The organism is Endozoicomonas sp. SCSIO W0465, assembly GCF_023716865.1.
Classification (GTDB): Bacteria; Pseudomonadota; Gammaproteobacteria; order Pseudomonadales; family Endozoicomonadaceae; genus Endozoicomonas.
This window is the reverse complement of sequence record NZ_CP092417.1, coordinates 5,914,520-5,939,671: the sequence shown is the minus strand read 5'-3', so window position 1 is coordinate 5,939,671 and position 25,152 is coordinate 5,914,520. Positions and strand designations below refer to the sequence as shown.

Genomic DNA, 25,152 nt, shown 5'->3' with positions numbered 1-25,152 from the left:
ATGAAGGGATTGAAACGCATTGCACTGGCTTCCCTGTGCCTGCTGTCTTTCAGCAGCAGTGCAGTTTGTGCGCAGTCAAATGACGCGGCCCAAACCGCCCAGAAACGCCCTCCCCTGAGCCAGGTTGAACTGGATCGGATCGTTGCCAAAATTGATCAGGACGTGGTTATGCAGAGTGAGTTGAATGCACGTCTTGAAGCCGTGCATCGCCAGCTCTCGTCCAGAAATATCAACCTGCCTCCGGAAGATGTGTTGAAAAAGCAGGTACTGGAACAGCTAATCCTGGAAAACATCCAGATCCAGATGGGCAAGCGCGGAGGCATCCGTATTGATGACTGGGCACTCAATGATGCCATTGCCCGTATCGCCCAGCGCAACCAGATGACGCTGGACGAGTTCAAACAAAACCTGGAAGCGGATGGTCTGTCGTTCAGCCAGGCCCGGGAAGAAATTCGCCGGGAGATGATTCTTAACCGGGTTCGCCAGCGTCAGGTTGCCCAGCGTGTACAAGTCAGCGAACAGGAAATTGATAATTTCCTGAGCTCTCCTGAAGGGCTGGCTCAAATGCAGACCGAATATCGTCTGGCCCATATTCTGATTGCCACACCCGATAATGCGACACCGGACCAGATCCAGAGTGCGGAACGTCACGCTAACGACCTGGCCGGACAGCTTCGCCAGGGGGCAGACTTTCAGGCCATGGCCATTGCCAACTCCAAGGGGCAGAACGCCCTGGAAGGTGGCGACCTTGGCTGGCGAAAAGCGGATCAGCTCCCCACCCTGTTTGCTGAACAGGCGATTAAAATGTCCAAAGGACAAACCTCGGCGCCTATCCGCAGCCCTGCCGGTTTTCATCTCTTCAAATTGATGGATACCCGGGGTAATGAAAAAGTGGTTCAGAACCAGGTTCATGTCCGACATATTCTGATCAAGCCAAATGAAATTCGCAGTAACCTTGAGTCCCAGATGCAGGCGGAGAAACTGTATGAACGGGTTCAGGCGGGTGAAGCATTCAGTGAGCTTGCCAAAGCTTATTCTGACGATACCGCCTCTGCGCTCAATGGCGGTGATATGGGATGGATTTCGCCAGAGGTTCTGGTTCCTGAATTCCAGACCGTGATGAACATTATTCCGGAAAAAGTCGTCAGTGAGCCATTTCGAACCACCTACGGCTGGCATATTCTTGAAGTGCTGGGCAAACGACAGTCTGACATCAGCACCCAGGTTCGCCGCAACCAGGTAAGAGAACTGCTCAGTAACCGCAAGTTTGAAGAAGAACTGCAAGTCTGGCTGCGGGAAATCCGCGATCAGGCCTACGTTGAGATTCAGCTCTGACATGACAGGTACAACGACCTTAACCCAACCTGTTTCCCGGCTGGTGGTCACCGCCGGGGAGCCTGCCGGTATCGGCCCCGACCTTTGCCTGATGCTGGCGACTCAGGGCCATGTTTTTTCAAAACCGGTACAACTGGTGATAGCGGCTGATCCGGAGCTACTGGCACATCGCGCCAAACAGCTCGGCCTTGCCGTTGACCTGCAACGCTTTAACCCGGACATCAGAGAACCTTCCAAAGCAAACACCCTGTTGGTTGCCCCGGTCTCCATGGCTACCACCGCAACGGCCGGATCTGTTAATCCCGCTAACAGTCAATATGTTCTCAATACACTGAAGCTGGCATTGCGTGGATGCCTGGAAGGCCTTTTTGATGGGATGGTGACAGGCCCGGTTCATAAAGAAGTCATCAATAACGCCGGTATTCCCTTCAGTGGTCACACGGAGTTTCTTGCTGAACAGACCCACACTGAGAAAGTGGTGATGATGCTGGCTACCGAGGGCTTGAGAGTGGCCCTGGCAACCACCCATCTACCCCTCTCGCAGGTTTCTTCTGCCATTACCGAACACTCCCTGACTCAGGTTATTGACATTCTTCACCGTGAGTTACGGGATAAGTTTGCCATCAGCACGCCTCATATTCTGGTCTGTGGACTGAATCCTCATGCTGGTGAAGGTGGCCACCTGGGGATGGAAGAGATTGAAACCATTATTCCCGTTCTGCACCATTGCAGAGCGCAGGGGATGAACCTGACCGGCCCCTTACCCGCTGACACACTATTCAATCCAAAGCTACTGCAACAAGCTGATGCTGTGCTGGCGATGTATCATGACCAGGGATTACCGGTACTCAAATACAAAGGCTTTGGACAGGCTGTCAATATCACCCTGGGACTGCCTGTTGTCCGCACCTCTGTCGATCATGGAACCGCCCTTGATCTTGCGGCCACAGGAAACATTGACTCAGGCAGTTTATACACCGCCATTGAAACAGCGTTGGATATGGTTTCAATGAGTGTGACGGGTTGTCGTGCCTCCGCACTCCGTTCGTCCTGAGCTTGTCTCCGAGTAGAAGAGGCCGTTACCGACCTCAACCCTCTCAGACCCGGACGAGCCCAATTAAGGCATCCGGTTCCTCACAGCTATTGGTTCACTAACCGATGCCCATGGTAGTACTGATGCTGGATTCTTAGCGGTGTCAGGGGTAACCGTTTCAGGAACTGGGAGAATTGCTCCCACGGAATATAGCTTGTCCGTGATCGCCGGCCCAGCCACTTATGCCAGATTCTCTGCACACGGTGATGTACTGCTTTCAGGGCTTTGTAGTTTCCCGTTATGCCGAAGTACGCAAAGTGACCCCGTAATTTCTGGTTCAACTCGTCGTACTGTTCCTTCAATGAGTCATGTCTATATTTACGACAGTAGTCATTGAATGACTTCAGCGCTTTGGCTACTCGCCCTTTGCCAGTTTTCCGGAATATTGCAAACCCACCTTTCCGGGTTTTACCCCAGTAATGTGTGAACCCAAGGAAATCAAAGCTGACCGGAAGTCCACGACGCTTATTTTCTTTTCGGCATTGAACCCGAAAGTCGATTCTCTGCGTCTTTTCCGGGTGCAGTGTTAAACCATATACGCCAAAACGCTCAGGCAATACCCTCTCTACTCGTCGACAGTCGTCGGCATTTTGAAACACCATGACAAAGTCATCGGCATAGCGGGTTAGACTACACCTTCCCTGCATTCTTGGCTGTACGGTTTGAATAAACCAGTCATCCAGTACATAGTGCAGGTAGATATTGGCTAACAGTGGTGAAATAACACCACCCTGAGGGGTTCCCATTGTCGGGTAGCAGAGCTGCCCTGACTCAAGTATACCGGCCTTCAGCCATTTATCGATCAGTTTTCGTACCACGCCATCAGACACTCTTCTGGCAAGAAGCAGTCGTAGCTGGCTGTGGTTAATCGTATCGAAATACTTTTGTATATCCACATCCAGCACCCATTGGCCTCCACCCCGCATTATGTGACTACGTAGACTTTGCAAGGCATGGTGCGCTGACCTGCCCTTGCGAAACCCGAACGAGCAGTTATAAAAGTCCTGCTCGTAAATGGGTTCCAATAACATCGCTACCGCTCTCTGGGCAATCTTGTCCTCAGAGGTCGGAATACCCAAAGAACGTTGCTGACCTTTCCCTTTGGGAATATAAACGCGTCGTAAGGCAGGAGCCCGGTAACGACCTGATTTCATACGATCCAGCAGATTGAGGAGGTTAGCCTCCAGCTAGCCATTCATTTAATTAGTGCAAAAATGGCAAAAAGTTGATTATTCTAATGGTCAGTAGACTTCTATCATAACATTTTGTTTTGATTGATAAATTTAGCCACTTTGGAAATGATAAGAAAACCCAGCCCTTTCGATGGCGTACAAAATACAGCTTTTCAATGAAAAAACAGGCTAATTTGTACGTATTTGTACAGAATTACTTTATCTCTATGCACTACCTTATTAAGTCTGAGTCCATTATATCGCTGTAACCGCGGGTGTTTTTATCCAAGTGAAAACTGTTCCTGATTACCACTGATCGTACGTCATGACACAGGGAAAGATAATTTAAGAATATACGTGCAGCTTTTCATTCTTTATGTCTATAACCCGGTAAAGAAATAATAGAACCTCTCCAGTATTACCGGTGGAGCAGGCATCATGACGGCTTGTTCTCCAGATTATCAACTAAATTCGGTTTCATAACCGCTCCGAACAAGCAAAGACCCACATCATCATTCGAAATAATGATATTAATACGTCAACTGACTTTCAATTATCGGTTGATGGCTAACCCGGTTTCCACTGGACGTCTGGCAGTTTGAGAAGTCGATCCGGCATCGGTGCTGTATTGACTGCAGCCCGACCTAGCCTTGAGATCATTGAAGGCATATCAAAACGCCGGTTAAACCGATAGTTGAACTCTGATAGATAACGGCCCAGATGCTTGGGGTCGAGCTTATGGTAAGTACCGGTAATCGCTGTTTTCACGTTTCCCAGCATGGTATTTACCCAGGTGAACAACTCATTCTCCATGGATGCATGCCCACCACCGGTAATGATGGCTGTGTGCTGGCATCCGGCATCTTCAATACCCCGGAAACAGGACAAGCCATCGCTGACGGCCCGGACACCCTTTTTCAGGGCATGTTCTGCCCACTCCTGAATGGTTTTTCGCCGGAAGTTATCAACGGCATTGAACTTCATGTAGATAGGGTGGTTATCAGCATCTGTCTGAACTGCGGCCACGAAGGGGGCTTTGTTCTCTGAGCCTCTGCCCCGGCGGCCTCCGTGGCGCTCTCCGCCCCAATAGGCGTCATCAATCTGAACAAAACCACTCAACTGCCAGCTGTTATCTCTTTCCATCATGACCTGCATGAGTTTGTGTTTCATGCGCAATGCGGCATTGTAGGAAATGCCAAGTTGTCGATGAAGCGTCAGGCAAGAAATCCCCGCTTTATTCTGGGTGACGAGATAGATACCCAGAAACCAGGTAGCTAGAGGCAGCTTTGTTGAGTCAAAGATAGTGTTACTGGTAAGCGAGGTTTGGCAACGGCAGCAATTGCACTGGAATTCAGCTTTCCGGTGAAGCTTGCAGAAACTGCGGGAGCCACACTTCGGGCATTGGAAGCCATCTGGCCAGCGCCAAGAGGACAGCGCGTTCTCACACTGCTCTTCACTGCCGTAATTAGCCAGAAATTGCATAATGCCAAGGCCTTTTTGGAACTGAATGGTGTTTTTACACATCAGTTTTACCTCCAAAACACATGACTATCGACGTTTATTATAGCAGCTGGCTCACGACGTAGGGTCGGTGGTAATCAGGTTATTTTTTGCGTGATTCGATGCTCTTATGTGGGCAATCGCTTGCTTACCAGCGATTTTTGCTTGTTCTCGATCACCGGTATTCTTGAAAGTATCACTGTAAGCCCTATGGTAAGCTCTCCCTTTCTCGGACTGCGGCCAGACTTGCCTGGCAGCTTTTCCTTTATCGGACTGTAAGTAAGCCCTCCATTTCTCAGACTTAGTATAATTCCTATGGTAAGTCTTCAGGTAAGCCTTCCGTTTTTCGGTTTGTGCGTAAGCTTTCTGGTAAGCCTTCCGTTTCTTAGAGTGTGCATAAACTTTCTGGTAAGCCTTCTGATAAGCCTTTCGTCTCCTGGACTGCTCGGGAGTTATTGCGAGCGTGAGGGGTAGAGGTTCGTCAGAACCGGACGATTCAGGTGCAGCAGTTTCTGCAGCTGTAACTTGCGACGGTACGTCATTATTAAACGGGGTAATTATAGCAACAGGACGGTCAACGGGACGTGATGATGGCTGAGAAAAACCAACTAATGAATTAACCGGTGGTAATTTTTGGGCTGTTTGTTGGGGGGTTGTTAAGGTTGAATGACTGAATGTCAAGTCATTATCAACAGGTCCGTTGGAAAAATCACAAGATAAAATTTCATCACTGCCTTCTAGTGAATAAAAATCAGGCATAATCAATTCATCTGTAGTGGTTGGTAAATGAGAAACTGAAAAATCACTAAGCGTTCGTGGAGGATATGATGTTCCCTGATTCATTACTTCCTGATTTAAATATCCACAATGGAGTGAATTAAGCGTTTGCGCAGAATAACCAGCGATACTTGGCTGTGAACAGGAAGTGCCAGTTGGTGCTGCGTATTCTTCTGCAAAGGCCTGCAAACAGGGGTTAGCAGAAACAAAGTCTAAGTTGAGTGTGTCCATTGAACTATTGAATTATTGAACTGTTGAATTACAGCTTAAGACTGCGCCTACATTATAAAAGTTCCTTTCAGAATCAATTTTCTGACAATTTATGTCAACCAATTATGCCAACCAAGCATAAAACTCTCTGTTCCAGAGACACAGCAGGTTGTAACGTTTCCCTATCCAGAGGACAGTAATCAATACCTTTTTAGTAACTGTTCAGCACCCCCACATAAATCTGGAATTTTCTGATTTTTATACCATCCTCTTAAGCACCCCGACTCGCTTTAGAGTTTTAAGAGCACAATAGTTCCGGCGCATAATCTGCTAAAAGCAACCATCCCCAATGACGAAATTCGAGATGGTTGCCATGCTCACTTCAGATCATCAAGTAATCCTCAGGGAGCTCGCTTCATATACAACCTTTCTTGCTGGAGCGCTATCATCAACTGCAGTACCAACGTTCTGCGAACTGCTGTTCGGTTGCATGCTTTCAGCCGACGGCTTTGTTACACAGGCGTTGTTAACAATTGATTTTCATTGTGTGTGGAGCAGCTACCACCACTGGCTATCTCAGGGCAAGTGGCAATGGAAGAACTTGGCACGCCACTTGATCCGTCTGGTCTGCTCCAAAGCTCCTGAGAATCAACCTGTGGTCCTGGGGCTTGATGACTGGGTAATCGAACGGTTTTCCGACAAAGCCCCTGCTTGTCGTACACATCATCAACACAGCAAGAAACGCAATCGGCCGACGTACATCTGGGGGCAGTGTTGGGTTTCCCTGGCCATCATATTTGAGCGGGCTGCAGATGAAGTATTTACCGCCATACCGGTGATCTCATTTCCGACACCAGCTTCAGGTAACACCAGCAAACTGAAAATTGCCGTGGCCATGCTCAGGGTGGTACGCAATGAAGTGAAGGATCGAGTGCTACGCCTGCTAACCGATTGCTGGTATATGAACTGGACACTGATAAAGCCAGCTCTGGAAATGAACATAGAAGTTGTTGGTCAGATACCTTCAAATCGGGCCCTCTATGCTTTGCCGCCAGCACCCACCGTAAAGAAGCGAGGGCGCCCAAAAAAGTACGGCATCAAGATGACGACAGAACAGGTTAAGAAACTGCCGGAAGAAAAAGCAACAGTATGGATGTACGGCAAATTTCGCAAAATACGTTATCGTACCCTGATCTGTCGCGCCAGATTCCTTAAAGGTCGTGAAGTACGCGTCGTCTGGAGTCGCTTTGAAAATGACAAAGGTCTGACCGAAAGCAGAATATTCATCTCGACCAATCCGGAACTTGAGGGACTGGAGGTGCTTCGTGCCTATTCCCGGAGATGGCCGGTAGAGCCAATGTTTCACCAACTCAAACATGCTTTTGGCTGTTGCCATTTATGGCAGCAGAAATTGCGAACACTGCTTCGATGGATGCATTTGAAAATGGCAGGCTATGCATTATTGCAGTTATTAACCGTTTGTAAAAATCAGGCATGTCTGAATATTTCTCGGATACCCTGGAGAAGCCCGGATACAACCACTGCAGGCATGATGAAAATTGCTCTTTCAGGAATTATTCCGAGGTTCTCTATTCGCAAGGGCTGGAACAGATATAAGCAAAAATATGAGTTCAATTTTCGCGATCTGATCGACCAGTTAATACCGGATAATTCAGAAGCAGCATAACTAAAGGCTTTTAGGCAAAAAACGGAAGTAATAACGAACTTGGAAAAACAGTTCACTGATTTAGGCTTGCTTCACTATAAAAAGCTGACCGAATTATCGTTTTATACAGACTCTAAAGTCGAGTTAAGCACCATTTTTCCACAATATTCGCCAGCATGATTCCAGAACTACCCGCAACTATGTCGGCTGAGATTCTCTTGAAAGAGAATGCAGAGCTGCGGATGAGAGTTGCCTGTCTGGAAGAGCGATGTCGAGAATTGGAAGAAAAGGTTGGCAAGAACAGTCAAAACAGTAGCAAGCCGCCATCGTCTGATGGTTATCAAAAACCTTGTAAAAACAGTAATTCTCCAGATCATTCTGACGACCTTTCCGCAGATAAAGGTACCGATCCATCGGATGAAAAACCCAATCCTAAAAGTCTGAGACAGTCTTCTGGTAATAAAGCCGGTGGAAAGAAAGGGCATCAGGGCACTTGTCTTAAACAGGTCGATATCCCTGACTATATTGAGTACCTTCCGGTTAAAGAATGCAATAAATGTCAGGCGTCTCTTCTTGATAGTGAGCCGGTCAAATATATTGAACGACAGGTGTTTGAACCAGGGAGACCGGGTGAATTTGAAGTAACGGCCCATAGAGCTGAAGTAAAAATCTGCACTTGTGGTTGTCGGAATCAGGCTGAATTCCCGGAAGGTGTTACCGCTGCCGCACAATATGGCTCAGCCACACAGGCTATGGCCGTCTATCTTAACCAATACCATTTCCTGCCTTTTAAGCGCGTGTCAGAGTATTTTAATACTCTCTATAAAATGAGTGTAAGTGCAGGCACTGTCGCCAATTTTGTGGCCAGAACCTATGAAAATCTGGCTTCTACTGAAGAGGTTATTCGTGACGCCTTGCGGGAATCGTCTGTTGCCGGAGCCGATGAAACGGGTATGCGGGCCGAGGGCTCTTTGCACTGGCTACACGTTATGCGGGATGAACAATGGACGCTCTACTACTTGTCTGAAAAGCGAGGTCGTGAGGCCATGGACACGATGGGCATACTGCTAACATTTGCAGGCGTTCTGGTTCATGATCATTGGAAATCCTATTTTGCATATGCGGCAACTCACGTACTTTGCAATGCCCATCACCTGAGGGAGCTTTTGGGTGTTGTTGATAGGGACAGCAATCAACTGGCGTTGCGATTGATGAAGCTACTGAGGCTTTCCTGGCATTACTGCAAGGGCTTTAAGACCATAGGTATGCTACAGATGCCAAGTGTTGTCTGTGAACGAATCGAGAAGATTTATGACCGGTTGCTTCAGCGGGCTCTAATGAAAGAAGTCGTCTATATGGAGAAGCAACGAGAGGAGCTTAAGCGCAAGAAAGTCAAGAATACTAAAGCTTACAATCTCTTCAAACGACTCACTGAGTTCAAGGCTGAGACACTGCGCTTCATGTCAGATTTTACCATTCCCTTCGATAACAATGGCAGTGAGCGGGATGTTCGAATGGCCAAGTTAAAGCAGAAAATCTCAGGCTGCTTCAGGAGTGCAGACGGTGGTTCTATGTTTGCACGGATTCGCAGCTATTTGTCGTCTGCCAGAAAACAGGGAATGGACATATATCAATCACTTCATAGAGCTGTTCGGAATTACTGTAATATGCCTTTGCTCAGTGCTGAATAGTTACCCTTTTTATACAGTCTTACCCTCTGATTGCAGATCGTTCAGTCAGGATTAGATAGGTTCAACCGAGATGGGAAAAATCACTCCAGTTTGGCGACTGAGAAGCGGTGGGTGATACTAATGATAATTCTGCTCTTCTTGCATTTGCTGCTGATTCTCCTTTTTTTCTCGCTACTTCTTCAGAAAAGCCTTTTTGTAAGGCTGCTCGATAGGCATTTGATCTTGCATTAATTATGGTTCTGGCATTTTTGCCTTTATCGGATGCTTCGTATTTGGCTTTGGCCTTCTTGCGCTTATTGGATGCTTCGTATTTGGTTCTGGTCTCCTTGCCTTTATCGGATGCTTCGTATTTGGCTTTGGCCTTCTTGCGTTTTTCGGATGCTTCGTATTTGGATCTGGCCTCTTTGCGTTTATCAGATGCTTCGTATTTGGCTCTGGCCTCCTTGTTATTTTGGTCGGCTTGTTGGTATGCCTCGGGGTCCAGTGATAAATCTAATGGCTCGTTTTGATCAGGTTCTTGAGAATATATAACACTGACAGATGCGTTCTTCAAACAGGGGCCGAAGCATGGGTTATAAAAGCTTTCATCAATAAATGATAAGGTATTAACATAATTGCTTGGTACAACAGCTTCAATTGGTAGCCCGAATGCTAAACCATCTGACTGCGGCCTGTTATTTAAATTTGATCTATTACTCGAAATAAGAGCTTCCGGGGAAAGTTGAAATCTTGAATGTGGAGAGAAAATATATGGATCAGACATTGAATTATCGAATTATTGAACCCTGACTTGAGACCACTATCTTTTATGAAAGTTCCTCTCTTCAAGATGACCAATAAAACCATGACATTGATGCTTCCTAATAAAAGGCAGTTTTCTATTATTTTTGATCAGTCTAATGGAGCTTTTGTGGCGACACAGGCGATTTTAGTATTTGCCGTTTTAGAGTATTATGATCCGTAATACCTTCTTACCTTCGTTTTCTGTCTAACCAGTCAGTTTGAAAAGTGTACAGTTGGGACAATGGAGGTTGATTTAAGCTCATTATTTTTTGCTTTATTCGATTCTCTTATAAAAGCGGCAGCTTGTTTACCAGCGCTCCTTGCTTGTTCTCTATCGCCGGTACTCTTTAAAACTTCTTTGTAAGCTTTCTGGTAAGCCTTCTGGTAGGCTTTTCCTTTCTCGGACTGCGCGTAAGACTTCTGGCAAGCCTTCCCTTTTTCAGACTGTGCGTAAGCCTTCTGATAAGCCTTCACCTTCTCAGACTGAGCATAAACCTTCTGGTATGCCTTCTGGTAAGCCTTCCGTTTCTCGGACTGTGCATAAGCCTTCTGATAAGCCTTCCGTTTCTCAGACTTTAGGTAAGTCTTCCGGTATGCCTTCTGGTAAGCCTTCCGTTTCTCAGACTGTTCGTAGGCCTTTCGGGAAGCCTTCCCTTTCTCGGATTGTGCGTAAGCTTTCTGGCAAGCCTTCCCTTTCTCGGACTGCGCCCAGGCTCGTGCGGAAATCTTCCGATTCTCGGATCGAACGTAAGCCTTCCGTTGCCCGGATTGTGCCCCGGCTTGTCCGGAAGCTTTCCGTTTCGCGGGTTGAGCGTAAACCTTATCATGTGGAATGGTCAGGGATTCAACGGGGCCGGAAGCAGATGTTTTATAATCCAGTTCTTTTCCTACAGGAAGTGTATTTCGTTGAAGCAATTTATTATTTAGTTGAGGGGCAATAATAGCAGTCGGCAATGTCGGCTGCTGAAGGAAGTTTTTAGTGGTTTGATGCGTGCGCATAGCACACAGAACATTAGCTACTTCTATAACATCACGGGAGAAGGCCTGACATGATGTGCCAGGTTCTGAAAAAGTGGTATCTTGAAAATAAGAAAGGTGATTGGTATTTGCATCAAAATAAGCAGGATAGATGGATTTATCCATTGAAATATTGAAATATCGAAATATTGAATTCTAGCCTATGACCGTCCTTTCTTATAAAAGTTCCTCTCTGACACAACCCATCCACTATTTATGTCAACCGAACATAAATTTTTGCCGTTTGCCTATCCAGAGGCTAACGAGTAATCTTAAGGTAGACATTAAGCTCCACCCACTGCACAGAAGCCTAATCTTGTACGCCCTGAACAACCATCCCGTGCAGGGTGTTCTCGTTTCGCATTATTTCCCCAGAAGTCCAGTAGCTTTTTAATGCATGAGACCAATGACTTTCCTGCATTCATCAACGATGAAATCACATTACCAAACAGGTGAGTCCCACTTTTCATCACCTTGTGCGTCGAGATTTCCTCAATGCTCCCACTTTCACAGAGGTTCGCCTGTGCAGCATGGGCAAGGTACCTTTTCAACGTCACAACCACAAAGGACATCAGAATCAGGCTAAACACCAGTGTCGCTGATTTGGTGTTAAAACGATGCCACCCTGAATAGGATTTGATCTCTTTGAAAATCAGCTCTATCTGCCACCGTAGACGATAGGCCTGGAGCACATCACTCAAGGTGAACTCCACCCGGTTCAGGTTGGTCACAACGAAAACCCACTTCTGTTTTTTGTCATTCCAGCGGACAACCAAGCGGAATGGCCAGGCTTTGAATCCCGGCCATTCTACATCCAGGTCGAGGCACTGGTCTTTGGGGAAGCCAGACAGTACATCCTTCAGTTTTTGTCCTTTGTAGCGATTGAGATTCTTGCCATCCTCCCGTACCGCGCTGAGTATCGTCGGGTTGATACTCTGAGGTGCCTTGCAGATAAAAGAACCCTCCCTGTCATCAATAGCGGCAAAGAGTTCCAGCTCAAAATAACCGGCATCCATTAGCATCAGGATATAGGCCATGGATGTTGGCAGTGGTGGCAGACAGTCTCTTTCTGAACGGGTATCTTCAGTCAGCTGCACCCGCACCAGGTTGTTGGTGAGAAGATCCATTGTCGTATGAAGCTCGACGGCAGCAGGACTGACCGTTGAGAACCTGCCGGGAAATGCTTCTTTCAGGGCATCATAGACAGCTTGTGACGAACCGTCCTGAATCAGAATGTGCTCAAACTCTGAAAATGGACTGTCTTCATCAAACGCCATGACTTTGCGGGAAAATATTTCCAGACACTGCACCCATAGCCACAGGATAAGAGTAGGCAGCGCGTCCTTTTTAGCTTGATTTGCCCAAGAACGATAAGAGACATTCAGCCCCGTCAACTCGTTAAATTTACGGTGTAGATCCGCCTGGGTATCGCAGTTTCCATCACCAGCGAGGGCATCGATCAGTGAGAGGATAAAATCCAAAGGACGGATATCTCGCTGTCGTATAGTAAAACCAAGCTGTTCCGCCATACTTAGGAGTTCTGACCGGTCGAAACAGGTCAACAGTTTTTTTCAACTAATCTACTATTTGCAGTACTCATCTTGTTCAGCCATTGATAATGGTTTCGAAGCTTTATTGTGGCTGTTCAAGGTGGGTTCTGCCGCCGGAAACGAACCTTTTTTGAGCTTAATGTCTACCCTAAGAACGAGTAATACCTTATTACCCTTTTATTGCTGACTGATAAGTCAGTTTGAAAATGAACAAAACTTGCCAAGGCAGCATAAATAAGCGACCGGAAAAGTCTTGCCATATCAGGAAAAATGAAACAACAAAAAACGGAGGTAGTTGGGAGAGTTCTCTTGTATTTCGGGGCTTTATGCCCCGATTTTAAGATATTGAAACGATATAAGGGCGATCAGGAGGTTCTTTAAACAACCGAGCCCAGCTGGAAGATTGGCAAGTACATTGCAACAATCAGGCCACCAACCAGTACACCCAACACTGACATGATGATGGGCTCCATAAGGCTGGTCAGGCCATCAACCATATTATCCACTTCTTCTTCATAGAAAGTGGCGACTTTATCAAGCATCTCATCCAGAGAGCCTGATTCCTCACCGATCGATACCATCTGTACAGCCATAGCCGGGAATATCCCTGAACTTTTCATGGCAAACTGTAGTTGCTGACCGGTAGATACATCTTCTTTGATCTTCCTGGCAGCATTGGCATAAACTACATTACCGGCAGCACCGGCTACTGAGTCGAGAGCATCCACCAGAGGAACCCCTGCAGCAAAGGTTGTTGACAGGGTCCGGCCAAAGCGGGCAACGGCTGATTTATCCAGTATTTCACCAATAATTGGCAGTTTCAGTACCAGGCGATCCAGAGAGTCTCTGGCTGATTTGGATGTCTTCAGCGTCCGTTTTATCAGGAAGCCGCCAATAACCAAGGTTCCCAGGACGATGTGCCAATAATTCTGGACAATCTCTGATATGTTGATGACGATCTGTGTAAACGCGGGGAGCTCAGCACCAAAGCCCTGAAAAACCTCTTCAAATTGAGGTACTACCTTTACCAGAAGAATGACGGTAACAATGATCGCAATACAGACTACAGCAATTGGGTAGTTCATCGCTTTCTTGATTTTTGCCTTGAGGGCTTCGGTTTTTTCTTTATAGGTAGCGATTCGGTCCAGCAGTGTCTCAAGTGCTCCAGACTGCTCACCGGAGGCAACGAGATTGCAGTACAGGTCGTCAAAATAATCCGGGTGATGTCTAAGGGAATCGGCAAACGTACTGCCTGAGGCTACTTCATTCTTGATCTTGCCAACCAGATCCCTCATGCTCTCTTTTTCAATACCACCGGCCGTGATATCAAAGGCCTGAAGCAGTGGTACCCCTGCCCTCATCATGGTTGCCAACTGGCGGGTGAAAAGGGCTATGTCCATGGGCTTGATCTTGCCGCCGCCGCCAAGCCCGAGGGAAGGGCCTTTTTTGGCAACTTTGGTCGCCAGGATACCCTGTTTTCTGAGTTCAGCCTTGACCAGCGCAGCACTGGAACTCTGCATTTCCCCTTTCGTCTTTTTGCCGGCTTTATCTTTACCCTGCCAGACAAATGTGACTATTTTGGTTGGTTTTGCGGCCATTGTTTGCGCGATCCATAGCTGTTCTGCCTGATGGGCAGATTATAAGTTTACGTTGACCAAGTTTATATCACGGAGATCACAAAAACAGATAATCCCCTGAAATTGAGAACTGATTACTGTTTGTTTCGGTCAAACGCGGTTGGTCATTAATCGACGGTGTGCTTTTAATTGCAGACTTCGGTTCGTTCAAGACTGTCCACATTGATAGCTGTCAGGCTTTTGCCCCAGACGCAGCCAGTGTCAATGGCGTGTATATTGTCATGACCACTGATCCCATCAAGTGCTGCCCAGTGGCCAAAAATGATCTGCTCTTGATAGCATGGGCTTCCTGAAAAACTGAACCAGGGGGCATAGCCTTCTTTGGGAGTAGACCCTTTGCTCTCCAGATCCAGCAAGCCATGGGCATTACAGAAACGCATTTGAGTAAAGTAGGATGCGGTGAGTCTTAGCTTTTTCTTCAGCTTCAGTTCATCATCCCATGGCTGGGGTCTGGTGCTTTTGAAAATCTTTTTTAGCCATTTCACATAGTCATCAGACCGCAGAGCCTGCTCCAGCTCCTGAGCTTGCTTAATGGCCTGTGCAATGGTCCAGACAGGAGGAATGCCGGCATGAACCAGAGTGATCTTGCGCTGGGCGTCATGGTGTAGCATGGGACGAAAGCGAAGCCAGTGCAGCAACTCATCAGCATCAGGCGCTTTCAGCAGTTCAGTCAGGGTATCTTTGTCTTTCTGCTTGCGAATGCCACAGGCCACGGCCAGAAGGTGGAGATCGTGATTCCCGAGAACGGCTATACAGCCATTGCCGAGGCTTTTCAGGTAGCGCACCGTTGCCAGTGATTTTGGGCCGCGATTGACCATATCTCCGGCAACCCAGAGGATATCCTGGTTCGGGTCAAACTTGAGTTGGTCCAACAGGTGACGCAGAGTGTCATAGCAACCCTGAATGTCCCCAACTGCATAAGTGGCCATTGGCTTTTCCTGAGCGGTCCCCGGGAGGCTGTCCGAGAATAGTCTCCTGGTCATGTGGTTGTTAACTTATCTATCGATCAAATAGTCGGCAATTCGGACATAATCGGCAAGGGTCAGTATTTCTGGCCGAGCCGCAGGGTCAATGGCAAGCATTGCCAGCTCTTCTGCCTTGAGGTGCTGCTTGAGCGTATTGCGAATGGTTTTACGACGTTGACTGAAAGCGTCCCGTACCACCTGTTCCAGCTTCCGGATATCTTTGCAGGGGTGGGGCAGCTCATGATACGGGGTCATTCGCACAATGGCGGAGTCGACCTTGGGTGCAGGTTTAAAGGCGCTGGGGCCTACCGTAAACAGGTAATCTACCTTGCAGTAATACTGAGCCATGATACCCAGACGGCCATAATGTTTTTCGCCCGGTGCGCCAGCCAGACGCTGAACCACTTCTTTCTGCAGCATGAAATGCATATCCTGAATCATGCTTGCAAAGCTCAACAGGTGAAATATTAGTGGGGTTGAAATGTTGTAAGGCAGGTTGCCAATGATTCGCAGCGGTCGCTCATCGGTTTTCAGGCTGGCAAAATCAAACGTCAGGGCATCGGCTTCGTGAATATGAAAGTTAGGGTTCAGGCCAAAGCGCAGGAGCAGAGTAGGAATCAGATCCCTGTCCAGCTCGACAACATCCAGCCCACCGGCACGTTCAAGAACGTCGGCGGTCAGGGCTCCCTGGCCGGGTCCAATCTCAACCAGATGCTCACCCTGTTTTGGGTTGATCGACGCCACGATCTCACCGATGACACCATGATCGTGAAGAAAGTTCTGGCCGAAACGTTTGCGGGCCTTATGGTAAGGAACGTCAGTCTGGGGCATGAAGAGTATTGCTCATCCGGGGAGAAACGGTTGATGACCATCAGCCATGATAAATCGATCACATGGATACCGGTCAAACCCGCAATAATAACCCCCGGCTGCCGTTTTTTCCAGAAGCCTAGTACCTGGTTTCAATGAGTTTGACTTGTACAATCTCCGTTCACCCTGAGCGGAGTCGAAGGGTGCTTGGCACGATCTATCAGAGTCCGGAGTTTCCGCCCTTCTCGCGACAGGCTAAGCCTGAGAATGTGGGAGATTCTCTGAACTGAAATCATTCGTTGAAATCCAGTGGGTTCGACTCCCACCCGGTAGAGACTAACCATCAGCCGGAAGTGAGTTTTTGCATAGTCAGGGGTAATCCTGGTTGTGAAGCGTAAACAGCGGGTACTAAAGCCGCGGGATTGAGCTCCGAAATTGACACTTTGTTGGAGGCTTCATTTTGAAGGGTATGGGGTCAGCACTGAAATGTCGAATTGGTGAGACATAATCAGTCCGGCCGGAGTCCGAGTCCGAGTCCGGGGCAAAGGTACAGGATGGATTTCTCAGGAACCTGCGAGATCCAGTGCTGACCTGAGTTAACTGGCCATTGGTTCTATGGCTGAACAGGACCCAGTGTCGTTAGGCTTCGCTTCAGGCCTGATGAGACAAAACATGAAGCAACACTCAGGAGTTCGGAAGCGAATCCATAAGTGACCGGATAGTAGGTACTGGAAGTCTTAGTGTCCCATAGTACTGATGACTACGGGGAACTCCGCTCGGGAGGACCCGGACGAGGAAAGGGGGCACCATAGTTATTGACTCGTTTATGGGAAACACAAGAGGTACATTGAAACCTTATGTTTGTGTCAACGAAACAGAAACGGATAGCCACTCTGGCTAGGAGGCTGTCCGAGAACTAGCTAGTTCTCGTCCAAAAACTCTGCAGCCTATGCGTGCCAAGGCTTAGAGGGAAAAAATCAAGTTTTGTTTTGACGCCTTTTTCAACCAGTTTTCGGGGGCTACAGCGGAGTTGATGTGATTTTCCTGTAAATTCAGAGCACGTCAAATCTCTGTAGGCTACGTGGCCCAAGGGCTATAGTTTTTGGATGGGAACTAGCTAGTTCTCGTCCAAAAACACAACCAATTGAAAACTGTAGATTTTATCCTGAAAAATTAAGTGGAGCCCTACTGCTATCTGGCGACTAAACTTCCCAAGAGCAAGAAACATAAGGGATTGCCAAAAACAGAGGACTCCAAATGCGCAAAAAACGCAACCCGCAGTGTAGTATGGAACTCCATTACGTACCTCATGAAATCTGCTCCCAGCTTTCCGGTATCTCGCAATGGCTTGACGCCCATCCACAGTTCAATGACTGGATTTATGAGGACTTAAGTTCTGGTGATAAACAGAACACTGGGCGGAACGGACTATCAGCAGAATCCGTTCTTCGTGCGGCACTCCTGAAACAGTATTTGAATTGTGATTATGACTACTTGTCGTTTGTTTTGATGGACTCCATGCTCTTTCGAGACTTTTGTCGCCTCGAACCAAACCAGCGCCCCAGTCGCTCCAGTTTGCATGGGCTCATCAGCCTTCTTACTGCATCTACATGGGAACGGATTAATAACTGTCAGCTAATGACCGCTAAAGATCAGGGTATTGAAAAAGGGCGCACTGTGGCTATTGACAGCACAGTCACCGAATCGGATATCAAACCTCCTTGCGACAGTGATCTTTTAGCCAGTTCCGTTAAAGAAATTTGTCGGCTGCTGGAACGGGGACAAACACTGACAGCGACACCGCTTTATGAATATACCCATCACAACCGAGCCGTAAAAGATGCGGCCAGAAAATGCATCTACGCTGGCAAAGAAGAGCGGCATCAGCATTATAAAAAACTGCTGCAGTTGACCCGAAAATCCCGGAAGGTACTTATCGAAGCTACTGTCACGCTAGCAAACGCCCGTCAGCAGGGGCAGTGTCTCCTGGCTGATGATGCCGACAAGTGGCAGGCCGATGTGGATCACCTGTTACCCCTGGTGGATGCAATAGTCTCCCAGACAGAGCGCAGGGTCTTTAAGGGTGAAAAGGTGCCAGCCCAGGAAAAAGTGGTTAGCCTGTATGAACCCCATACGGATATCATCGTAAAAGACAGGCGGCAAGTACAGTATGGCCATAAACTGAACCTGGTTCAGGGAAAAAGTCGATTGATCCTGGACCTGGTTATTGAGGAAGGTAACCCAGCGGATTCGGACCAATTCATTCCGATGATGGAAAGACAAAAAGAAATTTATGGTCGTGTACCTCGCCAGACAAGCGGTGACGGCGGATACGCGTGTCGCGCTAATTTGGAAAAAGCCAAGGCCATGGGAATCAGCGATGTAGCTTTTAATAAGAAGCGCGGACTTGAAGTCGAAGAGATGACTAAAAGTCAGTATGTGTATAAAACGCTCTTTCGCTTCCGGGCAGGTATTGAAGCGGGAATTTCGTGGCTAAAGAGATGTTTTGGGCTATCACGTTGCCACTGCAAGGGTTCTGAGCGTTTTGATTCTCATTGCTGGTTATCGGTGGTCTGTTACAACCTGGTGATTCTGGCCAGACACCCGGCACCATCCTGATAGCCACCTCCACGCTACATGAAAGTACCTTTCCAGCATGGTGGGAGGATGTTTTCTGCCTGCTTTTCGCGTTTTTCTCCAATATCCGTCCCAGATTAGAGAAAAAAAGGGAAGAGTTTTTGCGGCTCTCTGGAATTTCAGGAAATATCAAAACGCACGTACAATCTAATTATGATTGCCTGATGCGTTTTTGGACGAGAACTAGCTATTGAAAAAACGAAAGCTTCAGCATTTTCTTGGCTGATCAAATATTGACCTAAATTTAGCCTGTTTTGGGGTAAAAATTGCGTTTTTTACCCTTTTGCTTGCCTTTATGCTGCCATTTTAAGCCTTTTTGCTTCTTCAAGACGGATTGATCCCGTTGAAACCGATTTGACAATTTTTTTGAAATTATAAGCACTGCAGACCAGTGAAAATTCTCCAGCCACTTTTTCCTTACCCCGGACACTGAACCCTCTGAATCCTGAGTTCTTGATTTGGCCAAAAGGCGGTTCCGCAATCACCTTGCGACGCTCATAAACCGCTTTGGCCTCTTTGGTTTCCATTTTGCGGTTCATCGCCTGGCGTATGGCTTCGTGGCGGTCTGTGCGAATCACTTTCCCCGGGTCTTTGTTGTCACCACTGCACCTTTTACGTAACGGGCAATCCCGGCAGATATCTTTACTGACGCGGTAGCTTTTGTGTTTTGCTTTGCTAGCCGTGTTATAAATCAGCTTCTCACCGGCAGGGCAGGTAAAGCTGTCGTCTGCTTCATGGTAAATAAAATCCGCTTTGACAAACTTTCTGTCAGAGTCTTCCAGTCCCTCTGTTGCAGGCTTCTCCTGTCGATCCGTAGCCATGTAAGCGTCAATGTTCGCATCATCAAACGCTTGCAGGTTGGGCCCTGAGTAATAGCCATTATCCTCACTCATTTTGCCAATGGACGCGTTATCTGTTGCTTCTGCAATGGCTTCAAGTGCAGGCTTTACTTCCTGCTTGTCATTGGCATGCTGGCTGATGTGCTGGCCAACAATGATACCATTATCGCTGTCGACGCTGATCTGGGCGTTATAACTGTACTGATAGCCACTGCCTTTTTTACCCATGATCCTGGCATCATGATCAGCAAAGCTGATTTGCTTTTTGTCGTCTATCGGCTTATCGGGATTCAGGGCCTGTTCCCGTTCTTCAAGCGCTTTTTTGGCCTCCTGGATTTTCTCTAACCGTTCCTGCTTGAATTGCAAGTCTTCAGGAATGCTGTAGCCAGTCTCCTGCTGATAAGCATCGTCCTCTTCACTGTCACTGGTTTCGGCTTTTTAATCAGGGCCTCAACTTCAGCCATTAATTCAGCTTCTTTGGCCTTAAGTCGTGCGTAGCTCATGGCCTTATGCTTTGATGAGTCGGCTTTGAATTTGGAACCATCAAGAGCGATGTGGCCCAGCGAGGCCATCTGTAGTTCCCGGGCGAGCAGCACGCTCTGTTTGAAACTGCTTTTAAAAAAGGTGGCCTGGTTTTTACGAAAGTCACTGAGCACCCGGAAATTTGGGCAGTGCTGTTTGGCGATATACATGAAAGCCAAGTCCTGATTGCAGCGCCGTTCAATCTCCCTGGAGCTGAACACACCATGGCTATAGGCATAGATCAGGATCGATATAATCAGTCGTGGGTGGTAGGCATTCTGGCCAAGATGGTGATACTGCTTTTCCACTTCAGAGGTGTCGATATGCTTGAAGATATCTTCAAAAACGAAGCAATCATGATCTGGTGGCAGCAGGTCGAAGATGTTCGATGGGAACATCAGGTGCTGGTCAAAATCAGCAGGGTTATCTTTGAATTTGATTGATGACATCCGTTTCGGCAACAACAAAGTGGGCAGAAGATGCCTGATTATACTTAATCAGGCTATTCTCGGACAGCCTCCTAGGGACAATCCAGCCATGGCGTTTACTTCGCTCAATCATTACATGGACTACAACTGGCTTTTACAGGCTTATCAACTGACCCGTAAGGACGGTGCTACAGGTATTGACGGTCAAACGGCCAAGATGTATGAGAGACAGCTGGAGGCTCTAGCCATTCATTTAATTAGTGCAAAAGCAAAATCTAATATACCCTGCAAGACTGAAATCAAAGGGATTTCCAGTCAGACAGGGTGTTGTTCAGTGCCTAAGAATTCTTTTGCGTATAATTTACCAAGGGTTGCGCTCCCGGAATCAGACCTACAAGTCAACTGTTGTACTAATCCGGTTTGCTCTAATTTTCTTCAGCCTACAGTAATCCCCGATCCAGAAAAAAGCAGACGTAACACCTCAGATAGCTATCGAATATCCGGGCCGCAGAAAAATCGGGTGCTTACTTGCAAAGTATGCGGCACGAGCACCACTGTGGTGTCTAACCTTGCTGCTTGGGGAGAATATCGACGAATCAAAGACGAACTGGACAGGCCGGGAAGAACTTTCTGCCCAATAGAAGCATGTGAAAACCACCATTTTGCATTTCAAACGAACCCCGAAAGATATTATCGTCGGGGAGCATCTGAACAGGGGCGCCAGCGGTTAAGTTGCAAAATCTGCGGGAAGTCCATCACTGTATCGGACCACAGTCGCAGGGAGTCCCGAACCAATACATACAAAGATTTGGGGATCTTCAGACTTCTCATTAATCAATCTCATATTCAGGCCATTGCCCGTATTAATGACATTACTCCACAAGGCGTGTACCACGCTATTGACCGGATTTATGAGCAGTGTCGGATGTTCACCGCACATCGCGAGAGACAATTAAAAAACGCCATTAGAGGGAAAAAACTCAATGTGGCGGCTGACCAGCAGCTGTACACAGTAAATTGGTCAAATCGAAAAGACCGACGTTTGACGATTATTCCAGCAACCACATCCGTGGACAACAGAAGCAGGTACTGCTTCGCGATGAATCTAAGCTTTGACAGTCGGGTGAAACAGGAAGAAATTGAACAGCTGGCTACAGAATGCGGCGATCAAGAAAAACCAAAGTGGGCTCGTGAGTATGCCCAGTACTGGCTACAAATAGATTATGACGAGGCCAGATTAGCAGCCGTTCGCCGTAGCGCAGCAAAACATCAAAGGCATTCCGGACAAGAAGCGGATGAGCCTTTTGCTGGTGAGGATATGACTTCTGATCAAAAACTGCCTGATAATGGCGTGCAGGTGCATAACCAGTATACGTTAATTGGCCATTTTCTTTACTTGAAGGATCTGTTTAAAGAGGCCAAGTTTATTCAATTTAGCCTGGATCGAGATGTCGGCATCAAACGAGCATTGGTTTCAGCCTTTGGCGACCGAATGCTGAAAGGCGATGTAATTGGATTTTTTGTGAAAATAAAGAAGGGTCTGGGTAATGATACGCGGCTTAATCTTGTGGCCGAAGCCGCACAGTTGCTCTACGATCTGGCTGGCTCTGACGATCCTCTTGGGCCGGAAGCAGCCTACAAAATTAAAGCGGCACACTTGGAAACTCTAATGGCTGATGACCTGACAATGTGGCTCGACAGTCCTTTTCATGAGATAACTCAGCCCTTTAAGTCCTCCCGGCTTATTGAAATACCCAAACCGCCCAGCAGAAAAAAATTGGCATGGCTGCACCTTTTTAGCTCTCTGCTGGCTGTAGATAGTTTGTTCAATGCTACGCGTCGCTCAGTGTCGTATTTAGAGAGGCCTATCTCAAAAGAGACCAATGAGGGCCGGGCATGGACTGGTAAAGCACCATACAATAGTGGCATGATCGAAAAACTGCTCGTCATCCACCGCACCTATTACAACTTTATCAAGCGTGGCAATGATAAAAAAAACCAGCCATGCGAATTGGTATTGCAAATGCGCCTTTGAAGGTAGAAGACGTCATGTATTTTAAACCTTTCGGCAGGTGATCTGCTTTTTCTCAGGCGTGACTATTTGCAGTACTCGCTATGTAGAAACTCAATTAGTCGGGCAGCTTCAGGACTGGCCAGCGAGTAATAAATGGTCTGAGAATCCCTGCGGGTATGCACCAATCCATCCTTCCGTAATTTGGCCAAATGCTGGGACAGTGCAGACTGGCTCAAGTCAAAACGCTCCCAGAGTTCGGTAACTGATAATTCACCCTGCCCAAGGTGACAGAGGATCAATAGGCGACTTTCGTTGCTGATGGCTTTTAGCAGGGGCATGACGTTGTGCATTTTCTTACGCATGGTTTTTATATCAACGCCAACAGGGGCAAGCTTTTTTTTAGCCATCCAACTCTCCACAAACATTTCTTATTTTAAGGTGCTCAAGCTATGACTTCTGACGTTTATTGTCCAGTTATGTCATATTTTCATCAACTATATAAGAATGTTGTAAATAAATAAAATCTAATATAGCATCTGCTCAATTATAATAACCTTATATAAGAATCATGATAAAAAACGCTGCCCTACGGTTTGCTCTTGAGCATCCTCGAAAAGTCTACGGCTTGATGCTGACATTAGTTTTAATGTGCACAGCCATGATCCCATTTCTCACCATTGATACTGATCCGGAAAATATGCTGGTGTCAGATGACCCAGCCCGCGTATTCCACAACGAAGTAAAACAACAATTCGCCATGCGGGACATGATTGTGGTAGGTGCGGTGAGTGAAACCAGCATCTATACACCATCGTCGCTAAAGGCATTAAACCAGCTATCTGAGCAGATTCTTGCACTTGATGGTGTTGTACGTCAGGACCTGATGAGTCTGAATACCGTTGATAATATCTTTCAGGAATCACCGGGCACCATCCGGTTTGAATGGTTAATGAAAGAAGCCCCTGGCACTCAGCAGGCTGCAGAGGGTATTCGTCTGGCGATTGAGCGGTTGCCGATGCTCAATAACACGGTTGTATCCGGCGACGGTAAAGCGGCGGCTATTTATGTTCCTCTGACATCCAAGGACATCAGCTATTCAACGGCAGAAGCTATTCGAGCCATTGCAGATGGGCTTGAAAGTAATGACCGCTCTTAAGGTAGACATTAAGCTCCACCCACTGCACAGAAGCCTAATCTTGTACGCCCTGAACAACCATCCCGTGCAGGGTGTTCTCGTTTCGCATTATTTCCCCAGAAGTCCAGTAGCTTTTTAATGCATGAGACCAATGACTTTCCTGCATTCATCAACGATGAAATCACATTACCAAACAGGTGAGTCCCACTTTTCATCACCTTGTGCGTCGAGATTTCCTCAATGCTCCCACTTTCACAGAGGTTCGCCTGTGCAGCATGGGCAAGGTACCTTTTCAACGTCACAACCACAAAGGACATCAGAATCAGGCTAAACACCAGTGTCGCTGATTTGGTGTTAAAACGATGCCACCCTGAATAGGATTTGATCTCTTTGAAAATCAGCTCTATCTGCCACCGTAGACGATAGGCCTGGAGCACATCACTCAAGGTGAACTCCACCCGGTTCAGGTTGGTCACAACGAAAACCCACTTCTGTTTTTTGTCATTCCAGCGGACAACCAAGCGGAATGGCCAGGCTTTGAATCCCGGCCATTCTACATCCAGGTCGAGGCACTGGTCTTTGGGGAAGCCAGACAGTACATCCTTCAGTTTTTGTCCTTTGTAGCGATTGAGATTCTTGCCATCCTCCCGTACCGCGCTGAGTATCGTCGGGTTGATACTCTGAGGTGCCTTGCAGATAAAAGAACCCTCCCTGTCATCAATAGCGGCAAAGAGTTCCAGCTCAAAATAACCGGCATCCATTAGCATCAGGATATAGGCCATGGATGTTGGCAGTGGTGGCAGACAGTCTCTTTCTGAACGGGTATCTTCAGTCAGCTGCACCCGCACCAGGTTGTTGGTGAGAAGATCCATTGTCGTATGAAGCTCGACGGCAGCAGGACTGACCGTTGAGAACCTGCCGGGAAATGCTTCTTTCAGGGCATCATAGACAGCTTGTGACGAACCGTCCTGAATCAGAATGTGCTCAAACTCTGAAAATGGACTGTCTTCATCAAACGCCATGACTTTGCGGGAAAATATTTCCAGACACTGCACCCATAGCCACAGGATAAGAGTAGGCAGCGCGTCCTTTTTAGCTTGATTTGCCCAAGAACGATAAGAGACATTCAGCCCCGTCAACTCGTTAAATTTACGGTGTAGATCCGCCTGGGTATCGCAGTTTCCATCACCAGCGAGGGCATCGATCAGTGAGAGGATAAAATCCAAAGGACGGATATCTCGCTGTCGTATAGTAAAACCAAGCTGTTCCGCCATACTTAGGAGTTCTGACCGGTCGAAACAGGTCAACAGTTTTTTTCAACTAATCTACTATTTGCAGTACTCATCTTGTTCAGCCATTGATAATGGTTTC

The 25,152-nt window shown here is 47.4% G+C and carries 21 protein-coding genes; 8 read left to right on the top strand and 13 right to left on the bottom strand.

Features of this window, described 5'->3' with window-relative positions:
* Positions 1 to 1,335, top strand: a complete 1,335-nt coding sequence (locus MJO57_RS26575; protein WP_252027119.1) for a peptidylprolyl isomerase — start codon at positions 1 to 3, stop codon at positions 1,333 to 1,335.
* A 1-nt stretch (position 1,336) separates the two neighbouring features.
* On the top strand, positions 1,337 to 2,389 hold the full coding sequence (pdxA, locus tag MJO57_RS26570; RefSeq protein WP_252020061.1) for a 4-hydroxythreonine-4-phosphate dehydrogenase PdxA: 1,053 nt from the start codon (positions 1,337 to 1,339) through the stop codon (positions 2,387 to 2,389).
* 86 nt (positions 2,390 to 2,475) lie between these two features.
* Here the strand turns inward: pdxA and ltrA are convergent, their stop codons facing one another.
* The 3 genes from ltrA to MJO57_RS26555 all read right to left on the bottom strand — a co-directional run bounded on the left by ltrA (position 2,476) and on the right by MJO57_RS26555 (position 6,108).
* Complete coding sequence (gene ltrA / locus MJO57_RS26565) at positions 2,476 to 3,615, bottom strand: group II intron reverse transcriptase/maturase (RefSeq protein ID WP_256493387.1); 1,140 nt, start codon at positions 3,613 to 3,615, stop codon at positions 2,476 to 2,478.
* Between the two features lie 552 nt (positions 3,616 to 4,167).
* Entirely contained in the window at positions 4,168 to 5,124 is a 957-nt protein-coding gene (locus MJO57_RS26560; RefSeq protein ID WP_252017306.1) for an IS1595 family transposase, read from the bottom strand.
* Positions 5,125 to 5,175: 51 nt separating this feature from the next.
* Complete coding sequence (locus MJO57_RS26555; RefSeq protein WP_252017305.1) at positions 5,176 to 6,108, bottom strand: hypothetical protein; 933 nt, start codon at positions 6,106 to 6,108, stop codon at positions 5,176 to 5,178.
* Between the two features lie 328 nt (positions 6,109 to 6,436).
* Here MJO57_RS26555 and MJO57_RS26550 point away from each other — a divergent pair, with 328 nt between their 5' ends.
* Both MJO57_RS26550 and MJO57_RS26545 read left to right on the top strand, forming a co-directional pair.
* A complete protein-coding gene (locus tag MJO57_RS26550; RefSeq protein WP_252017304.1) occupies positions 6,437 to 7,774 on the top strand; it encodes a transposase in 1,338 nt (445 codons plus the stop codon).
* Positions 7,775 to 7,929: 155 nt separating this feature from the next.
* A complete protein-coding gene (locus MJO57_RS26545; protein WP_252017330.1) occupies positions 7,930 to 9,444 on the top strand; it encodes an IS66 family transposase in 1,515 nt (504 codons plus the stop codon).
* 61 nt (positions 9,445 to 9,505) lie between these two features.
* Here MJO57_RS26545 and MJO57_RS26540 read toward each other — a convergent pair whose 3' ends face one another.
* Complete coding sequence (locus tag MJO57_RS26540; RefSeq protein WP_252020057.1) at positions 9,506 to 10,207, bottom strand: hypothetical protein; 702 nt, start codon at positions 10,205 to 10,207, stop codon at positions 9,506 to 9,508.
* 45 nt (positions 10,208 to 10,252) lie between these two features.
* Here MJO57_RS26540 and MJO57_RS26535 point away from each other — a divergent pair, with 45 nt between their 5' ends.
* Positions 10,253 to 10,408, top strand: a complete 156-nt coding sequence (locus MJO57_RS26535) for a hypothetical protein (protein ID WP_252020055.1) — start codon at positions 10,253 to 10,255, stop codon at positions 10,406 to 10,408.
* 32 nt (positions 10,409 to 10,440) lie between these two features.
* Here MJO57_RS26535 and MJO57_RS26530 read toward each other — a convergent pair whose 3' ends face one another.
* The 5 genes from MJO57_RS26530 to rsmA form a co-directional block, all read right to left on the bottom strand.
* The gene (locus tag MJO57_RS26530) at positions 10,441 to 11,370 is read right to left on the bottom strand and encodes a hypothetical protein (protein WP_252020054.1); all 930 of its coding nucleotides are present in this window, start codon (positions 11,368 to 11,370) and stop codon (positions 10,441 to 10,443) included.
* Between the two features lie 158 nt (positions 11,371 to 11,528).
* The gene (locus MJO57_RS26525) at positions 11,529 to 12,806 is read right to left on the bottom strand and encodes an IS4 family transposase (protein WP_256491761.1); all 1,278 of its coding nucleotides are present in this window, start codon (positions 12,804 to 12,806) and stop codon (positions 11,529 to 11,531) included.
* A gap of 365 nt (positions 12,807 to 13,171) precedes the next feature.
* Positions 13,172 to 14,392 carry a type II secretion system F family protein gene (locus tag MJO57_RS26520; RefSeq protein WP_252020053.1) on the bottom strand — a complete coding sequence of 407 codons (1,221 nt, stop codon included), beginning with the start codon at positions 14,390 to 14,392 and terminating at the stop codon, positions 13,172 to 13,174.
* A 164-nt stretch (positions 14,393 to 14,556) separates the two neighbouring features.
* Complete coding sequence (locus MJO57_RS26515) at positions 14,557 to 15,360, bottom strand: symmetrical bis(5'-nucleosyl)-tetraphosphatase (protein WP_252020052.1); 804 nt, start codon at positions 15,358 to 15,360, stop codon at positions 14,557 to 14,559.
* 66 nt (positions 15,361 to 15,426) lie between these two features.
* Positions 15,427 to 16,227, bottom strand: a complete 801-nt coding sequence (gene rsmA / locus MJO57_RS26510; RefSeq protein ID WP_252020051.1) for a 16S rRNA (adenine(1518)-N(6)/adenine(1519)-N(6))-dimethyltransferase RsmA — start codon at positions 16,225 to 16,227, stop codon at positions 15,427 to 15,429.
* A gap of 1,236 nt (positions 16,228 to 17,463) precedes the next feature.
* Between rsmA and MJO57_RS26505 the strand changes: the two genes are divergently transcribed.
* A complete protein-coding gene (locus tag MJO57_RS26505; RefSeq protein ID WP_252017318.1) occupies positions 17,464 to 18,825 on the top strand; it encodes an ISNCY family transposase in 1,362 nt (453 codons plus the stop codon).
* 311 nt (positions 18,826 to 19,136) lie between these two features.
* On the opposite strand, the gene MJO57_RS26500 is transcribed toward MJO57_RS26505, so the two are convergent.
* Positions 19,137 to 20,048, bottom strand: a complete 912-nt coding sequence (locus tag MJO57_RS26500) for a transposase (RefSeq protein WP_252020050.1) — start codon at positions 20,046 to 20,048, stop codon at positions 19,137 to 19,139.
* Positions 20,024 to 20,653 carry a transposase gene (locus tag MJO57_RS26495; protein WP_252020049.1) on the bottom strand — a complete coding sequence of 210 codons (630 nt, stop codon included), beginning with the start codon at positions 20,651 to 20,653 and terminating at the stop codon, positions 20,024 to 20,026. Before MJO57_RS26495 ends, MJO57_RS26500 begins: the two co-directional genes overlap by 25 nt.
* Between MJO57_RS26495 and MJO57_RS26490 the strand changes: the two genes are divergently transcribed.
* The gene (locus MJO57_RS26490; RefSeq protein ID WP_252020048.1) at positions 20,640 to 22,667 is read left to right on the top strand and encodes a hypothetical protein; all 2,028 of its coding nucleotides are present in this window, start codon (positions 20,640 to 20,642) and stop codon (positions 22,665 to 22,667) included. The two genes, MJO57_RS26495 and MJO57_RS26490, sit on opposite strands and share 14 nt — an antisense overlap.
* Positions 22,668 to 22,729: 62 nt before the next feature.
* On the opposite strand, the gene MJO57_RS26485 is transcribed toward MJO57_RS26490, so the two are convergent.
* Complete coding sequence (locus tag MJO57_RS26485; RefSeq protein ID WP_371924693.1) at positions 22,730 to 23,053, bottom strand: ArsR/SmtB family transcription factor; 324 nt, start codon at positions 23,051 to 23,053, stop codon at positions 22,730 to 22,732.
* 161 nt (positions 23,054 to 23,214) lie between these two features.
* Between MJO57_RS26485 and MJO57_RS26480 the strand changes: the two genes are divergently transcribed.
* Complete coding sequence (locus MJO57_RS26480) at positions 23,215 to 23,802, top strand: hypothetical protein (RefSeq protein ID WP_252020047.1); 588 nt, start codon at positions 23,215 to 23,217, stop codon at positions 23,800 to 23,802.
* Between the two features lie 8 nt (positions 23,803 to 23,810).
* Here MJO57_RS26480 and MJO57_RS26475 read toward each other — a convergent pair whose 3' ends face one another.
* Positions 23,811 to 25,088 (bottom strand): IS4 family transposase, encoded by a 1,278-nt coding sequence (locus tag MJO57_RS26475; RefSeq protein WP_256491761.1) that lies wholly within the window; start codon positions 25,086 to 25,088, stop codon positions 23,811 to 23,813.
* Between the last annotated feature and the right edge of the window lie 64 nt (positions 25,089 to 25,152).

Excerpts from the sequence above, each read along its gene's own strand:
- MJO57_RS26515 (WP_252020052.1), bottom strand. The coding sequence starts at position 15,360 with ATGGCCACTTATGCAGTTGGGGACATTCAGGGTTGCTATGACACTCTG.
- MJO57_RS26495 (WP_252020049.1), bottom strand. The coding sequence starts at position 20,653 with ATGTCATCAATCAAATTCAAAGATAACCCTGCTGATTTTGACCAGCAC.
- MJO57_RS26555 (WP_252017305.1), bottom strand. The coding sequence starts at position 6,108 with ATGGACACACTCAACTTAGACTTTGTTTCTGCTAACCCCTGTTTGCAG.
- MJO57_RS26520 (WP_252020053.1), bottom strand. The coding sequence starts at position 14,392 with ATGGCCGCAAAACCAACCAAAATAGTCACATTTGTCTGGCAGGGTAAA.
- MJO57_RS26480 (WP_252020047.1), top strand. The coding sequence starts at position 23,215 with ATGATAAAAAACGCTGCCCTACGGTTTGCTCTTGAGCATCCTCGAAAA.
- MJO57_RS26550 (WP_252017304.1), top strand. The coding sequence starts at position 6,437 with ATGACGAAATTCGAGATGGTTGCCATGCTCACTTCAGATCATCAAGTA.
- pdxA (WP_252020061.1), top strand. The coding sequence starts at position 1,337 with ATGACAGGTACAACGACCTTAACCCAACCTGTTTCCCGGCTGGTGGTC.
- MJO57_RS26575 (WP_252027119.1), top strand. The coding sequence starts at position 1 with ATGAAGGGATTGAAACGCATTGCACTGGCTTCCCTGTGCCTGCTGTCT.
- rsmA (WP_252020051.1), bottom strand. The coding sequence starts at position 16,227 with ATGCCCCAGACTGACGTTCCTTACCATAAGGCCCGCAAACGTTTCGGC.
- MJO57_RS26535 (WP_252020055.1), top strand. The coding sequence starts at position 10,253 with ATGAAAGTTCCTCTCTTCAAGATGACCAATAAAACCATGACATTGATG.
- MJO57_RS26485 (WP_371924693.1), bottom strand. The coding sequence starts at position 23,053 with ATGGCTAAAAAAAAGCTTGCCCCTGTTGGCGTTGATATAAAAACCATG.
- MJO57_RS26560 (WP_252017306.1), bottom strand. The coding sequence starts at position 5,124 with ATGTGTAAAAACACCATTCAGTTCCAAAAAGGCCTTGGCATTATGCAA.
- MJO57_RS26530 (WP_252020054.1), bottom strand. The coding sequence starts at position 11,370 with ATGGATAAATCCATCTATCCTGCTTATTTTGATGCAAATACCAATCAC.
- MJO57_RS26505 (WP_252017318.1), top strand. The coding sequence starts at position 17,464 with ATGCGCAAAAAACGCAACCCGCAGTGTAGTATGGAACTCCATTACGTA.
- MJO57_RS26545 (WP_252017330.1), top strand. The coding sequence starts at position 7,930 with ATGATTCCAGAACTACCCGCAACTATGTCGGCTGAGATTCTCTTGAAA.
- MJO57_RS26540 (WP_252020057.1), bottom strand. The coding sequence starts at position 10,207 with ATGTCTGATCCATATATTTTCTCTCCACATTCAAGATTTCAACTTTCC.